This is a genomic window from Sphingomonas radiodurans (genome assembly GCF_020866845.1).
Taxonomy (GTDB): domain Bacteria; phylum Pseudomonadota; class Alphaproteobacteria; order Sphingomonadales; family Sphingomonadaceae; genus Sphingomonas; species Sphingomonas radiodurans.
Genome location: NZ_CP086594.1, coordinates 793,344 through 807,297, shown reverse-complemented (window position 1 = coordinate 807,297; position 13,954 = coordinate 793,344). Strand labels below are relative to the sequence as shown.

The window sequence follows — 13,954 nt, the reverse complement described above, 5'->3', positions numbered from 1 at the left end:
CCCCGACCCCTCCCGCAAGCGGGAGGGGAGTTTGCGTTAGGGATTATTCCTGCCGCTCCACCTTCACCAGCAGCGTGCCTTCGGTGACCTGGCCGCCGGCCAGCGCATTCAGCGCCGCGATCGTGCCGTCGAATGGGGCGACCAGGCTGTGCTCCATCTTCATCGCTTCGAGCGTCACCAGCTTCTGACCCTTCGTCACTGCGTCACCCGCCGCGACGTCGACGGCGATGATGCGGCCGGGCATCGGGGAGAGGATCGCGCCGTCGGCGGCGGGGCCTGCGCCGGCACCGCCGGCGCGGTAGGGGGCGAGTTGCCAAGTCTGGCCGCCTTCGGTGATCAACACGCTGTCGAGCGGTTCGGCGATCTGCATCGGCTCGGCGTCAGTGAAGTCGATCGACACGGGTTCGCCGGCGAGCAGGAACATGCCCTCTCGGCGGTTGGGGGCGCTGAGACGGAAGCCGGAGATTCCGGTGTCGGGCACCAAAGTGGCGGCGGCGTCGATCAGGGCTTCTTCGCTGGGGTGCGGCGGCGGCATCAACGCTTCGCCTTCGCGGGCGATGAGGCCAGTATCGATGTTGCCGGCGGCGAAGTCGGGGTGATCGAGCGCTTCGACGAGGAAGCCGGCGTTGGTGCGGACCGGCCAGATCACGGCTTCGTCGAGCGCGTCGGCGAGCAGCTCGCGCGCTTCGTCGCGGGTGTCGCCGTGGGCGATCAGCTTGGCGATCATCGGATCGTAATAGGGGCTGATCTCGGCGCCCTGCTCGACGCCGGTGTCGACGCGGACGGCATCACCTAAGTCCAACGCGTCTAGGCGACCGATCGAGGGGAGGAAGCCCTTTGCGGGATCCTCCGCATAGAGGCGGGCCTCCATCGCCCAGCCGGTGATCGACAGTTCGTCCTGGCGCAGCGGCAGCGGTTCGCCGCTGGCGACGCGGAGCTGCCATTCGACCAAGTCCTGACCGGTGATCGCTTCCGTCACCGGGTGCTCGACCTGGAGGCGGGTGTTCATTTCCATGAACCAGATGCGGTCGGCGCGGAGGCCCTCGCTGGCGTCGGCGATGAATTCGATCGTGCCGGCGCCGACATAGTCGACTGCCTGCGCGGCCTTGACCGCGGCGGCGCAGACCGCGGCGCGGGTCGCTTCGTCCATGCCGGGGGCGGGGGCTTCCTCGATCACCTTCTGGTGGCGGCGCTGGAGCGAGCAGTCGCGCTCGAAGAGGTGGACGACGTTGCCGTTGGTGTCGCCGAACACCTGCACTTCGATGTGGCGCGGGGCGAGGATGTACTTCTCGATCAGTACGCGATCGTCGCCGAACGACGAGGCTGCCTCGCGGCGGCAGGATAGCAGCGCATCGGCGAAGTCGGGGGCGTCGTCGACGCGGCGCATGCCCTTGCCACCGCCACCGGCTACTGCCTTGATGAGCACCGGGTAGCCGATCGCGTCGGCCTCGGCTTGGAGGCGATCGGGGGATTGGTCGTCGCCGAGATAGCCGGGGGTGACGGGGACGCCGGCGGCGATCATGCGCTGCTTGGCGGCGTCCTTCAGGCCCATCGCGCGGATGCTCGTGGGGCGCGGGCCGACCCAGATGAGGCCGGCGTCGATCACGCTCTGCGCGAAATCGGCGTTTTCGCTGAGGAAGCCGTAGCCGGGGTGGATCGCCTCGGCGCCGGTCTCGCGCGCGGCGGCGATGATGCGGTCACCGAGGAGGTAGCTTTCGCGGGCGGGGGAGGGGCCGATGTGGATCGCCTGATCGGCCTGGCGGACGTGGAGCGCGTTGGCGTCAGCGTCCGAATAGACCGCGATCGTGCGGATGCCGAGCGCGCGCGCGGTGCGGATGATGCGGCACGCGATCTCGCCGCGATTGGCGATGAGTAGCGACTGGATCATGCTGCAGGCCTGCGAATGTTGACAATGTTGAGGCTGTGGCGCGGTTTTCTCCAACAGGCCTCAACACTCGCAATTTGGTTCGTGGTCAGCATGGGCCGGCGTTTAGCGCGGGTGGCGGGGCGTAGGACAGGGTTCATTGCGCGCAGCCGGTGGTGCGCTTCGTCCAGGTGAGGTTGAGGATTTTCCAGCGGTTGTTCTCGCGGATCAGACCCACGTGGTCGGTGCCGCAGTGGCTGAGCTTGCCGTCGATGGTGAAGGTGTAGCCGGACCAGACCATCGCGATGTCGCCGTCGATCTCGACCGCGGGGGTGCCGGTGAGGCGCTCGTTCAGGCGCGGGCCGGGGGTGGCGAGGCGTTGCGCGAAGCTGGGCCAGTCGTTGGTGGTGATGGCGCGGGTGCCGTCGGGCTTCTCGTCGACGGCGGTGGCGCGACCGTCGGGGCGGACCTCGGCGAGGATCGCTTGCGGGTTCCTAGCGGCGAGCGCGTCAAAGAGGCGCTGGACGGGGGCGAGGACTTGGCCTTCTTCCGAGGCGGGCGGGGGGAGGGCGGTGCCGCGCTCGATTGGGGCGACCGGGGTGGTCTGGAGGGCGAGGAGGAGGGGGAGGATCATGGGGTTTCCTTGTTCGGCAGCGCGAGCGTTGCTCCTAGCCCGACGTCATGCTGAACTCGTTTCAGCATCCACGGTGCCGCGGGCGTTGTGGTTGAGGGGCAACGATGAAGCAGCCGTGCGTCTACATTCTGGCAAGCAAGCGGATGGGGACGCTCTACATCGGTGTGACGAGCGACTTGCTGGCGCGGCTTTGGCAGCATCGCAGCGGGACGGTGCCAGGATTTACCGCGCAGCATGGCGTGCATCGGCTGGTGTTCTATGAGATGTTTGCTGACATGCCGACGGCAATTGCGCGGGAGAAGCAGCTCAAGCGGTGGCATCGTGAGTGGAAGATCAATCTGATCGAGCGAGACAATCCTGATTGGCGGGATCTGGCGGTTGCGTTGGGAATGGAGCCGCTGGGGCAGTGAGTGCGGGGCGGGGGATGCTGAAACGAGTTCAGCATGACGGGGGCGTGGAGGAATGCGCGCTTCATCTATGCCGGCGTCATGCTGAACTTGTTTCAGCATTCAGGTTTCCACGCGCGTGTACGGCACGTGCGGCGCGGTGGACCCTGAAACGAGTTCAGGGTGACGGGCGGGTGGGCGGCCGCGGGCGTGGGTAACCGTCGCTCGTGGGCCGGTCAGTGCGTGGCCAGCCCCTCCACCATGCTTCGCATGGTCCCCCTCCCCGTTCCGGGGAGGATTTTTTGGCGCGTCGTTCGCCATCACATGCGGAACACGCCGAATTTTGGCGTCTCGGGGATTGGGGCGTTGAGGCACGCGGCCAGCGCCAGGCCCAGGACGTCGCGGGTTTGCGCCGGGTCGATCACGCCGTCGTCCCATAGGCGGGCGGCGGCGTAATACGGGTTGCCTTCGTCCTCGTATTTCTGGCGGATCGGGGCCTTGAAGGCTTCGGCTTCCTCGGCGCTCCAGTTGCTCGCGTCGCGGTGGACGGTGGCCAGCACGCTTGCGGCCTGTTCGCCGCCCATCACGCTGATGCGGCTGTTGGGCCAGGTGAACAGGAAGCGGGGGGAATAGGCGCGGCCGCACATGCCGTAGTTGCCGGCGCCGAAGCTGCCGCCGATCAGCACGGTGATCTTCGGCACGCTCGCGGTGGCGACGGCGGTGACGAGCTTCGCGCCGTGCTTGGCGATGCCTTCGGCCTCGTATTTGCCGCCGACCATGAAGCCCGAGATGTTCTGGAGGAACAGCAACGGCACGCGACGTTGGCAGGCGAGTTCGATGAAATGCGCGCCCTTGACGGCGCTTTCGGAGAACAGGACGCCGTTGTTGGCGAGGATCGCGACCGGTGCCCCGTGGATGTGCGCGAAGCCGCAGACGAGGCTGCTGCCGTAGAGCGCCTTGAATTCGTGGAACTCGCTGCCGTCGACCAGCCGCGCGATGACTTCGTGGACGTCGTATGGGGCGCGGACGTCCTGGGGCACGATGCCGTAGAGGTCTTCCTGCGCGAACTTGGGGGCGCGGGGGGCGCGCAAGTTCACGTCTGGCGTGTGTTCGGGCGCCAGTGTCGAGACGATGTCGCGGACGATCGTGAGGGCGTGTTCGTCGTTCTCGGCGAGGTGATCGACGACGCCCGATTTGCGCGCGTGGAGGTCGCCGCCGCCGAGATCCTCCGCGGTGATGATCTCGCCGGTGGCGGCTTGTACGAGCGGCGGGCCGGCGAGGAAGATCGTGCCTTGTTCGCGGACGATCACCGTCTCGTCGGACATCGCGGGGACGTACGCGCCGCCGGCGGTGCAACTGCCCATGACGCAGGCGATCTGGGGGATGCCCTTCGCGCTCATGTTGGCCTGGTTGAAGAAGATTCGACCGAAATGTTCGCGGTCGGGGAATACTTCCGCCTGGTGGGGCAGGTTCGCGCCGCCCGAGTCGACGAGGTAGATGCAGGGGAGGCGGTTGGCCTCGGCGATTTCCTGCGCGCGCAGGTGCTTCTTGACGGTGAGGGGGTAATAGGTGCCGCCCTTAACGGTCGCGTCGTTGCAGACGATCATGCACTGGCGGCCCGAGACGCGGCCGATCGCAGTGATGAGGCCGGCGCCGGGGATGTCATCGTCGTAGAGGTTGTTGGCGGCGAGCTGGCCGATCTCGAGCAGCGGCGAACCGGGATCGAGCAGGCGTTCGACGCGGTCGCGGGGGAGGAGCTTGCCGCGGGCGGTATGGCGCTCGCGGGATTTGGCGTTGCCGCCTAATGCTGCCTGCGCGACGTCGGCACGGAGTTGCTCGGCGAGGGCGCGGTTGTGGGTGGCGTTGGTGCGGAAGGATTCGCTCTCGGGGGAGAGGGCGGTGGTGAGCGTGGGGGCGGTCATGACTGACGATCCTCCCCATCCATGGGGAGGGGGACCAGCCGAAGGCTGGTGGAGGGGGGGTGCCGCAGGCGGGAACGATCGTGGCGAGCCCCCTCCACCACGCCGCTGCGCGGCGCGGTCCCCCTCCCCGTGCCGGGGAGGATCACGAGGCTGCGCCGATCAGTTCGCGGCCGATCAGCATGCGGCGGATTTCGTTGGTGCCCGCGCCGATGTCGAGCAGCTTGGCGTCGCGTAGGAAGCGTTCGACTGGCCAGTCCTTGGTATAGCCGGCGCCGCCGAGTGCCTGGACCGCCTCGCCGGCGACCTTAAAGGCGTTTTCGCTGGCGAGCAGGATCGCGCCGGCGGCGTCGAAGCGCGTCGTCTTGCCGGTGTCGCAGGCGCGGGCGACGGCGTAGACATAAGCGCGCGCGCTATTGAGCGCGACGTACATGTCGGCGACCTTGGCCTGCATCAGCTGGAAGGCGCCGATCGGCTTGCCGAATTGCTGGCGTTCGCGAAGGTAGGGGATCACGACGTCGAGGCAGGCCTGCATCACGCCGAGCTGAATGCCGGCCAATACCGTGCGCTCGTAATCTAGCCCGCTCATCAGCACGCCGACGCCGCCGTTGACCGGCCCCATGACGTTCTCGTCGGGCACCTCGCAATCGGTGAAGACGAGCTCGGCGGTGGGCGAGCCGCGCATGCCCATCTTGTCGATCTTCTGGCCGATCGCGAAGCCGGGCATGTCCTTCTCGATCAGGAAGGTGGTGATGCCGCGCGAGCCTTCGCCGGTCTTCGCGTAGACGACGAGCGTGTCGGCGTAGGCGGCGTTGGTGATCCAGAATTTGGTGCCGTTGAGCACGTAGCCGCCTTGCACCGGTTCGGCCTTGAGCTTCATCGAGACGACGTCGCTGCCGGCGGAGGCCTCGGACATGGCGAGGCTGCCGACGTGTTCGCCGCTGATCAGTTTGGGGAGGTATTTGGCCTTTTGCTCAGGGGACGCCCAGCGGCTGATCTGATTGACGCACAGGTTCGAATGCGCGCCGTAGCTGAGGCCGATCGAGGCGGATGCGCGGCTGACTTCCTCGCACGCGATGACGTGTTCGAGATAGCCGAGCCCGAGGCCGCCGCTTTCCTCGTCGACGGTGATGCCGTGGAGGCCGAGCTCGCCCATCGGGCGCCAGAGCTCGTCGCGCGGGAACCAATCGTCGGCGTCGATCTTCGCGGCGAGCGGCGCGATCTTGTCATCGGCGAAGCGGCGGGTGGTGTCGCGGATCATGTCCGCGGTTTCGCCGAGCGCGAAATCGAGCGTGGGGGTCAAGGGTCTCTCCGGTGTTCTGGTAACGGCCGTTACCGGTTCGGAGCGGCCGCGTCGAGGAGGAGGACGAGTTCGCCGGTCTGTTCGAGCAGGCGAGCGGCCTGTTGATCGAAGGTGACGAGGCGGTCAGCGCCGAGGCGGCGGCCGTCGGCGGCGATGACGGCGTCCGCGAAGTCGCCGCCGGCACGCAGCAGCGCGATGCCGCCGGCGGCCAGGGTGCGGTCGTAGCGGACACGTTCGTCGGCGAGGAATAGATCGAGGTGATCGGCGACCTCGGCGAACGGCAATTTATAGGCTTTTCGCATCACCCAGACGGCTTCGCATAGGGCGACGATCGGAACCGCGATCGTCTCGGCGTCGCGAAGTACCCCACGGGCGGCCTCTAACTGTAGCGCATCGTCCGCAACGAACAGACGGACGAGGATGTTCGTGTCGAAGGCGACCTTCACCGCTCGCCGGCCCAGGCCTGTGCGATCACGTCGTTCATTTCTTCGATCGAGAGGGTTTTCTGGCCGGGGCGCTTGAGCGCGCCGATACTGTCTTCGATCGTCCGCCGGCCGTTCGTGGCGGGACGCATCGTGAAGCCGCCGCCGGGGACTGGCTGTACGTCGAGCTTGTCGCCGGGGCCGAGGCCGAGGTGGCGGAGCAGCTCTTTCTTGAGCGTGATCTGGCCCTTGGCGGTGATCGTCAGCGTCGTCATGCGAGGAAAGTAAGGTAATTTTGCCTTACTTTCAATCGTCATCGGTTAGTTGGGACACTGCCCCTCCCCTGAAGGGGAGGGGGGAAGAAAAAGTCCTTACGCCGCCAGGTTGCGCAGGACGTATTGGAGGATGCCGCCGTTGAGGAAATATTCCAGCTCGTTGACCGTATCGATCCGGCAGCGGGTCTGGAAGGTTTCGGTGGTGCCGTCGGCGCGGGTGAGCGCGACCGTCACGTCCTGACGCGGGCGCAGGCCGGCGACGTTTTCGATCGTGAAGGTTTCGCTCCCGTCGAGGTTCAGCGTTGCGCGGGAGACGCCGTCGGCGAATTGCAGCGGGACGACGCCCATGCCGACCAGGTTCGAGCGGTGGATGCGCTCGAAGCTTTCGGCGATCACGGCGCGGACGCCGAGCAGATTGGTGCCTTTTGCCGCCCAGTCGCGCGACGAGCCGGTGCCATATTCCTTGCCGGCGATCACGATCAGCGGTGTGCCATCGGCCTTGTGGCGCATCGCGGCGTCGTAGATCGGCATTGTCTCGCCCTTGTACGACGACATGCCGCCTTCGATCCCGGGGACCATCTCGTTCTTGATGCGGATGTTGGCGAAGGTGCCGCGCATCATGACTTCGTGATGGCCGCGGCGGGCGCCGTAGCTGTTGAAGTCGGCCCGCGAGACCTGGTGCTCTTGCAGCCAGCTGCCGGCTGGGCTGTCGGCCTTGATCGAGCCGGCGGGTGAGATGTGATCGGTGGTGATCGAATCGCCGAGGATCGCGAGCAGCTTCGCCTCGATGATGTCGGTGACGGGCGCCGGCGTCATCTCCATGCCCTCGAAATAGGGCGGGTTGGCGACGTAGGTGGAGCCGGCGCGCCACGTGTAGGTGTCCGAACCCTCGACCTCGATGCCGCGCCACTTTTCGTCGCCGGCATAGACGTTGCCGTAGCGGGCGCGGAACATCGCATCGTCGATGTTGGCGGCCATGGTCTCGGCGACTTCCTGGTTGGTCGGCCAGATGTCCTTGAGGAACACGTCCTCGCCGTCGCTGCCGACGCCGAGCGGGGTTTCGACCATGTCCTCGGTGACAGTACCCTTGATCGCATAGGCGACGACGAGCGGGGGCGAGGCGAGGAAGTTGGCGCGCACATCGGCCGAGACGCGGCCTTCGAAGTTGCGGTTGCCCGACAGTACTGAGGCAGCGACGAGATCGTTGTTGTTGATCGCCGACGAGATTGCCGGGGCGAGCGGGCCGGAATTGCCGATGCAGGTGGTGCAGCCGTACCCGACGAGGTTGAAGCCGATCGCGTTGAGATCCTCGGTCAGCCCGGCCTTGTCGAGATAGTCGGTAACCACCTGGCTGCCCGGCGCGAGCGACGTCTTCACCCAAGGCTTGCGCGTGAGACCCTTGGCGCGCGCCTTGCGGGCGACGAGACCGGCGGCGACGAGCACCGAGGGGTTCGAGGTGTTGGTGCAGCTCGTGATCGCAGCGATGACGACGTCACCGTCGCCGATGTCGTGATCGCGACCCTCGACCGCGACGCGGACCGGGCGCTCCTTGTGGTAGATCTTGAACAGATCGCTGTTGAAGACTTCGTCGACGGCATCGAGGCTGACCTTGTCCTGCGGGCGCTTCGGGCCAGCGAGCGAGGGCACGACGGTGGACATGTCGAGTTCAAGCGTGTCGGTGAACACGGGATCGGGCGCGTCGGCGTAGCGCCACATGCCCTGCGCCTTGCTGTACGCTTCGACGAGCGCAACGACGTCGTCGGGGCGGCCGGTGAGGCGCATGTAATCGAGCGTCTTGTCGTCGACCGGGAAGAAGCCACAGGTGGCGCCATATTCGGGCGCCATGTTGGCGATCGTCGCGCGATCGGCGAGCGTCATCTGATCAAGGCCGGGGCCGTAGAATTCGACGAAGCGGCCGACGACGCCCTTGGCGCGCAGCATCTGCGTGACGGTGAGCACGAGATCGGTGGCGGTGATGCCCTCGCGCAGCGCGCCGGTGAGCTTGAACCCGACGACTTCCGGAATCAGCATCGAAACCGGCTGGCCGAGCATCGCGGCCTCGGCCTCGATCCCGCCGACGCCCCAGCCGAGCACGCCCAGGCCATTGACCATCGTCGTGTGGCTGTCAGTGCCGACCAGCGTATCGGGATAAGCGATCGTCGCGCCAGCCTTGGCGTGAGTGCCGATCTCGGCCGACGTCCAGACGGTGTTGGCGACATATTCCAGATTGACCTGGTGGCAGATGCCGGTGCCGGGAGGCACGACCTTGAAATTGTCGAGCGCCTTGGAGCCCCACTTCAGGAACTCGTAGCGCTCGAAGTTGCGGGCATATTCCAGCTCGACGTTCTCGCCGAACGCCTGCGGCGTGCCGAATTCGTCGACCATCACCGAGTGATCGATGACGAGGTGGACCGGAACCTGCGGGTTGATCTTCGCCGCGTCGCCGCCGAGCTTGGTGATCGCATCGCGCATCGCGGCGAGATCGACGACGCAGGGCACGCCGGTGAAATCCTGCATCAGCACGCGCGCGGGGCGATACTGGATCTCGCGATCGGAGCGGCGCTCCTGCTGCCAATCGATGATCGCCTGGACATCGGCGGGCATGACCGTCTTGCCGTCCTCGAAGCGCAGCATGTTCTCGAGCAGCACCTTCATCGAGAAGGGGAGGCGCGAAATGTCTCCGTACTTCTCGGCCGCGACCTCAAGCGCGTAATAATCGTACGACTTGCCTCCGGCGGTAAGCGTGCGACGGGCGTTGAGCGTGTCCTGGCCGATAGCGGTCATGCGGGTCTTGTTCCCTTATAGTGGCCAGTCTCGGGCGCGGCGGGGAGGCGGGGGCCTTGGTCTGGACCGGGCCCTCGCGCGGGCGCGCCCAGACGGGCGATGCGAGACGTTGTGCGGCGCGATAGCAGGGGGGGGCGTGAGGGGGAAGGGTGCGAAAGCGGGGTTTTGCTTTGTCCGGGGTGGTGCCGTGCGAGGGCGGGGTATGCCGTTTGCGTGCGGGATGGCGAGGGGTGGCGGGGATTGCGCCGCGACCGTCGCGACGCAAGTGACTGCTTCCGCCGCGCTGAATGTGTCTCAGGGTCCAGCCATCGAACCGCGATGCCGTCGCTCGTGACGCAGTGGATGCTGAAACAAGTTCAGCATGACGGTGTTTCGGAATGTCCGCTAACGCCGGTGAGTTTACCGATTGAGCCCACCCCCACCAGCGGACATTCGCGATGAAAGCCCGCACCCGACCCATTGTGGACCTCAGCTCGCAATGCGAGAGGTGAAGCGATGGACCCTCGTATTCGCCTATTGTTTCCGGCTGCCCTTGCAGCCGGCTACACAACTTCTGGCTACGCACAGCATCCTCTGATCCTCCAGCGGCTGACGGCTTGGAACGCGGCGGCACCGCAGCCCGCTCCATCGACTATTCGGGAGCGGGTCATGGAAGCCGCAATGGTTGTGCAGAAGCGCTCTGGCGGCTGCGTTCCGACCAGCACTGTCGTTGATAATGTTGTGCCAGCGACCAGCGTTAAGTTCGTCTTCCAGGGCATTCTCGCCGGGCAGCTGAAGAACGGCTGGACCGTTACCGCCCGCCACCCGAACTGCGATGCCACCCCAGTCCGCTACACCATCTCTGAGGACAAGGCGGGCGTGCTCACCACCATCCGTACCAATCGGGGGCTGTCGCTCGCCAATGAATCGCTGATTGGTGACACTTGGCCGCTCGCCGTCCTCCAGGCTACAGCGATCGCCAGGCGGAACGCGTTTGAGTGTGACCCAAGTGGCGCGAACTTGGGCGTCACCCGCGTCGCCAAGGAAGAGCCCGACCTCGGCGCGGACGTCTATGGAGTTCGTTACGCCGGTTCGTGGAGCGAGGTCTGGCCAGTTGAGCTGTGCAACCGGACCATCGAAGTCACGGTGCGCTTTACAGCTGACGGTGACGGCGGTGCCTACACGAACCTAAAAAGTACCGAAGCCAAGCTGCTTCCGCCGGCAACGAAGACGCCCTGATTCCGGCTGACGGTCCGCTTACGACCCGATTGCGGACAGTCGCTAGGCGTAATAGCGTGCCCGAACGCGGCGTTCAGGGGCTACGCAATGACTGAGTGCGACCATGCAGATCGAGGGTGATTACGAGGCAGATGGGTATGCGACGATCCGCGGTCTTATCCCTTCGGAGGTAGCGGCAAACCTGTTCAAGCAGCTACAGATAGACCTGCAAAGCGCCGGAAAGTCTTTTCAGACATTTTCTCAATTTCAGGCACTTTCCAAGCATCAGACCATCGATATCTCCGGGCATTTCTATCGACCCCTAACTACATTCCTCTGGGGCCTGACGCCGATGATCAGTATGGTCACGGGCGCTGACCTTCTCCCGAGCTATGATTATTTCCGCATCTATCAGCAGGATGACGTGTGCCGGGTTCATTCCGACCGCCCGTCGTGCGAGCATAGCGTCTCGCTCACGCTGGCGTACAGCGACGACAAGCCTTGGCCGTTGGAGGTCGGCTCAACTCGCGTAACCAGCGAAGCGCCTTGCGTCGATGATTGGGGCAACGAGTCATTTACTTCAGTCGCAATGGCGCCCGGCGACGCTGTTCTGTATCGCGGCATCGATCTACGCCACGCGCGAACCCAACCCAATCCCAATCGATGGTCAGCGCATCTTTTCCTGTTTTGGGTCGAGCGCGGCGGAGAATTCCAGCAGCATGCCTTCGATGAGCAACGCCTGAGGTCGGAATTGAAGCGGGTTGCCAATTCTGAGGGTTAAGTGACAAGGCGACACCGGGATTAGGCCTGCCGATCGCAGGTCATTTTACCGCCACATCGTGCCGTTTAGGTGACCAATCGGCTAGCCAACTAACTCTCTTTCAACGCTGATGAAGCCGCGATCAAGGAGCAGAACATGACAGGCCATCAACGGCTAGGGCTGTGTTTCTTTGCGGCGTTAGGCAGTCTGACCGTCGCCTTTTTGCTATTGCGAAATACGTTCTATTTGCTTGAAGGACTTTCTACGCAGAATTCAGTTATGTTGATCGTCGGGGTCGCATCCGTGTTGGCTGTGGGGACATTGCTGTTGAACTGGGCGCTTGAAAAGTTGTTTGGTAGCACGAGCAGTAGTTGAGCGGTTTGAGCGGAACTTGGCGTCCGCTACCCACCACTTCCGGCCATTCGCGCCTGACCACCCCAACACTAAGCGGCGGCCAGCCCCGTGCGGTCGCGGCGCATTGGGCGCCAGGACATCTCCTTCGCGCGCCTTGCCATATACGTGTCCAACCCGATCTGCGCGCCGAGCAGCATGTAGAGGAAGGACTGGAAGGCGATGCCGACGAAGGCGCCGCCGAGCAGGTAAATGAGGTGGGCGTGCTGGAGCGCGCCGGCGAGGCCGCCGGCCCAGGCGAAGTCGCCTTCCTTGTAGCGGCGGCGCAGGATTTCCATGCGGACAACGCCGATGATGTTGATGAGCAGCCAGATGACGAGTCCAGGATAGCCCTGTTCGCCGAGCATTTCGAAATAGCTCGAATGATAGGCGCGGCTCTTGTCGACCGTCAGGTTGCGCTTGACGGTGGCGCTGGCGCCTTCGCCCGCGACCTGGACGGTATCGTAGCGGATGCTGTTCTGGCGATAGGCCTCGAACCCGCCGCCGAACGGGTGCTGCTTCGCATAGTCGATCGTCCACTGCCACACGGCGAGGCGCGTGGAGGCGCTTTCGTCGGCCTGGTACGTCTTGATCGTGCCCATCCGCTCGCTGAAGGCGGAGGGCAGGAAGGGGACGGCGACGAGGCCGAGCAGCGCGAGCGTGCCGAGATACATCATGCGCTTCTTCACGTCGCGCAGCATCAGCACCGCGAGCAGCGCGATGCAGAGCAGCCCGGTGCGCGCCGACGTGCCAACCGGCATCAACAGGCAGGCGAAGATCAGCCCGGCGCAGAACCATCTCACGCGCCAGTCGGGCACGTAGATCGTGCCGTATTTTGCGAGCCACAGCACGATCGGGATGATCGATATCGAGACCGCGGAGATGATCGAGCCTTCGTAGAGCCCCGAATTGTTCGAGACCATGAGGTTCAATTCGCCATAGCCGCCGCCCGACGCGAGCGTCTTGATCCCGCCGACGATGATGATCGAGCTGGCGGAGAGCAGCATGAACAGCAGCAGCGCCTCGATGCGGAGACGGGTGCGCAAGGTGAGCGGCAGGAAGACGGCGAAGGCGAGATTCTTCCACACCCATTCCCATTTTTCCAAAGCCTCGACCGGGAAATCGGCGGTGCGCGTGGTGAGGCCGCAATAGATCAGCAGCAGCAGGATCAAGCCCTGGCGCGGCGCGAATCGCGAATCGCGCTTGTCGTCGATCAGCGCCCAGGCGATCACCGCCAACCCTGCCGCGACGAGCGAGATCGGCACGCTGTTCAGCAGATAATAGGTCAGCCGCTGCGGCGAGACGATGTCGATGTAGACGTACGTCAGGACGAAGATGAAGGGCCGCTTGAAGCCGAAGCCGAGCAGCGCGACGAGGAAGCCGATGAAGGCAAGATCACGCACGCGGCCAGCGCCTCGCCTTGGGCGCCGGCTTGTCGCTTGGCGGTGCTTCCGAATCGAGATCGTCGCGGCGCAGCAGCAGGAAGGCGGCGAGCAGCATCAGGCCGTGGCTGAGCCCGAGGGCGAAATTATCGATCATGGCCCGGTTGCGCGCTCGTCCTAGTGAAGCGACGTGGGTAACGGCTGGCTGTTGACGTGCCGTAAACATCCCGACTGACGCAACGCTACGGGCCGAAACTGTCGCTGTGGTAAAAATAGCACAGGACCAAAGCGAAGCAGTTGGGCTGGTGACACTTTCCGAAACGATGATAGTTGTTGTCCCGCACTGCACCATCGCGTGCGCTGACAAACAGGAGAACGGTTATGATTTCCAAGCTTCTTACCGGCCTTGCTGCGACTGCGCTGGTCGCAATGCCAGTCGCCGCTTCGGCAGCACCGGCCGCGTCGCCAGCCTCGAAGCTGTCGCTGTCGAAGGCCCCGCGCGCTGGCGCGTCGGTCACGAAGGCAAATAAGGCTGCCAACGGCGGGATCATCCCTGCCATTCTCGCTGCAGCGATCGTTGCCGGCGGCATCTACCTGGTGGTGGATGACAACGACGATTCGGACAGCAACTGATTTCT

General features: G+C 64.9%; 14 protein-coding genes. 5 read left to right on the top strand and 9 right to left on the bottom strand.

Annotation, left to right across the window (positions count from 1 at the left end; genetic code table 11):
• Positions 1 to 43 precede the first annotated feature (43 nt).
• Together LLW23_RS03940 and LLW23_RS03935 are read right to left on the bottom strand one after the other, a co-directional pair.
• Entirely contained in the window at positions 44 to 1,888 is a 1,845-nt protein-coding gene (locus LLW23_RS03940; protein WP_228947481.1) for an acetyl/propionyl/methylcrotonyl-CoA carboxylase subunit alpha, read from the bottom strand.
• A gap of 133 nt (positions 1,889 to 2,021) precedes the next feature.
• The gene (locus tag LLW23_RS03935) at positions 2,022 to 2,498 is read right to left on the bottom strand and encodes a nuclear transport factor 2 family protein (protein ID WP_228947480.1); all 477 of its coding nucleotides are present in this window, start codon (positions 2,496 to 2,498) and stop codon (positions 2,022 to 2,024) included.
• Positions 2,499 to 2,602: 104 nt separating this feature from the next.
• On the opposite strand from LLW23_RS03935, the gene LLW23_RS03930 reads away from it, so the two are divergent.
• Entirely contained in the window at positions 2,603 to 2,908 is a 306-nt protein-coding gene (locus LLW23_RS03930; RefSeq protein WP_228947479.1) for a GIY-YIG nuclease family protein, read from the top strand.
• Positions 2,909 to 3,204: 296 nt separating this feature from the next.
• Here LLW23_RS03930 and LLW23_RS03925 read toward each other — a convergent pair whose 3' ends face one another.
• The 5 genes from LLW23_RS03925 to acnA all read right to left on the bottom strand — a co-directional run bounded on the left by LLW23_RS03925 (position 3,205) and on the right by acnA (position 9,587).
• Complete coding sequence (locus LLW23_RS03925; protein WP_228947478.1) at positions 3,205 to 4,806, bottom strand: carboxyl transferase domain-containing protein; 1,602 nt, start codon at positions 4,804 to 4,806, stop codon at positions 3,205 to 3,207.
• Positions 4,807 to 4,948: 142 nt separating this feature from the next.
• Positions 4,949 to 6,106 (bottom strand): isovaleryl-CoA dehydrogenase, encoded by a 1,158-nt coding sequence (locus LLW23_RS03920; protein ID WP_228947477.1) that lies wholly within the window; start codon positions 6,104 to 6,106, stop codon positions 4,949 to 4,951.
• A gap of 29 nt (positions 6,107 to 6,135) precedes the next feature.
• Entirely contained in the window at positions 6,136 to 6,552 is a 417-nt protein-coding gene (locus LLW23_RS03915) for a type II toxin-antitoxin system VapC family toxin (RefSeq protein WP_228947476.1), read from the bottom strand.
• A complete protein-coding gene (locus tag LLW23_RS03910; RefSeq protein WP_228947475.1) occupies positions 6,549 to 6,803 on the bottom strand; it encodes an AbrB/MazE/SpoVT family DNA-binding domain-containing protein in 255 nt (84 codons plus the stop codon). Before LLW23_RS03910 ends, LLW23_RS03915 begins: the two co-directional genes overlap by 4 nt.
• A 96-nt stretch (positions 6,804 to 6,899) precedes the next feature.
• Positions 6,900 to 9,587: an aconitate hydratase AcnA gene (gene acnA, locus LLW23_RS03905; protein WP_228947474.1), complete on the bottom strand. Its 2,688-nt coding sequence runs from the start codon at positions 9,585 to 9,587 to the stop codon at positions 6,900 to 6,902.
• Positions 9,588 to 10,235: 648 nt separating this feature from the next.
• Between acnA and LLW23_RS03900 the strand changes: the two genes are divergently transcribed.
• From LLW23_RS03900 to LLW23_RS03890, 3 genes are all read left to right on the top strand, one after another.
• Positions 10,236 to 10,805, top strand: a complete 570-nt coding sequence (locus tag LLW23_RS03900) for a hypothetical protein (RefSeq protein ID WP_228947473.1) — start codon at positions 10,236 to 10,238, stop codon at positions 10,803 to 10,805.
• Positions 10,806 to 10,908: 103 nt separating this feature from the next.
• Positions 10,909 to 11,565: a hypothetical protein gene (locus LLW23_RS03895; protein ID WP_228947472.1), complete on the top strand. Its 657-nt coding sequence runs from the start codon at positions 10,909 to 10,911 to the stop codon at positions 11,563 to 11,565.
• A 135-nt stretch (positions 11,566 to 11,700) separates the two neighbouring features.
• Complete coding sequence (locus LLW23_RS03890; protein WP_228947471.1) at positions 11,701 to 11,919, top strand: hypothetical protein; 219 nt, start codon at positions 11,701 to 11,703, stop codon at positions 11,917 to 11,919.
• 68 nt (positions 11,920 to 11,987) lie between these two features.
• On the opposite strand, the gene LLW23_RS03885 is transcribed toward LLW23_RS03890, so the two are convergent.
• Positions 11,988 to 13,337, bottom strand: coding sequence for a putative O-glycosylation ligase, exosortase A system-associated (locus LLW23_RS03885; protein WP_228947469.1), 1,350 nt, complete (start codon positions 13,335 to 13,337; stop codon positions 11,988 to 11,990).
• Positions 13,330 to 13,473, bottom strand: coding sequence for a hypothetical protein (locus LLW23_RS03880; protein WP_228947467.1), 144 nt, complete (start codon positions 13,471 to 13,473; stop codon positions 13,330 to 13,332). The genes LLW23_RS03885 and LLW23_RS03880 overlap by 8 nt, the downstream gene beginning before the upstream one ends.
• Positions 13,474 to 13,697: 224 nt before the next feature.
• Between LLW23_RS03880 and LLW23_RS03875 the strand changes: the two genes are divergently transcribed.
• Complete coding sequence (locus LLW23_RS03875; RefSeq protein ID WP_228947466.1) at positions 13,698 to 13,949, top strand: hypothetical protein; 252 nt, start codon at positions 13,698 to 13,700, stop codon at positions 13,947 to 13,949.
• Positions 13,950 to 13,954: the final 5 nt, after the last annotated feature.

Coding starts and splice junctions, on each gene's coding strand:
- LLW23_RS03940 (WP_228947481.1), bottom strand. CDS start 1,888: ATGATCCAGTCGCTACTCATCGCCAATCGCGGCGAGATCGCGTGCCGC.
- LLW23_RS03935 (WP_228947480.1), bottom strand. CDS start 2,498: ATGATCCTCCCCCTCCTCCTCGCCCTCCAGACCACCCCGGTCGCCCCA.
- LLW23_RS03930 (WP_228947479.1), top strand. CDS start 2,603: ATGAAGCAGCCGTGCGTCTACATTCTGGCAAGCAAGCGGATGGGGACG.
- LLW23_RS03925 (WP_228947478.1), bottom strand. CDS start 4,806: ATGACCGCCCCCACGCTCACCACCGCCCTCTCCCCCGAGAGCGAATCC.
- LLW23_RS03910 (WP_228947475.1), bottom strand. CDS start 6,803: ATGACGACGCTGACGATCACCGCCAAGGGCCAGATCACGCTCAAGAAA.
- acnA (WP_228947474.1), bottom strand. CDS start 9,587: ATGACCGCTATCGGCCAGGACACGCTCAACGCCCGTCGCACGCTTACC.
- LLW23_RS03900 (WP_228947473.1), top strand. CDS start 10,236: ATGGAAGCCGCAATGGTTGTGCAGAAGCGCTCTGGCGGCTGCGTTCCG.
- LLW23_RS03895 (WP_228947472.1), top strand. CDS start 10,909: ATGCAGATCGAGGGTGATTACGAGGCAGATGGGTATGCGACGATCCGC.
- LLW23_RS03890 (WP_228947471.1), top strand. CDS start 11,701: ATGACAGGCCATCAACGGCTAGGGCTGTGTTTCTTTGCGGCGTTAGGC.
- LLW23_RS03880 (WP_228947467.1), bottom strand. CDS start 13,473: ATGATCGATAATTTCGCCCTCGGGCTCAGCCACGGCCTGATGCTGCTC.
- LLW23_RS03875 (WP_228947466.1), top strand. CDS start 13,698: ATGATTTCCAAGCTTCTTACCGGCCTTGCTGCGACTGCGCTGGTCGCA.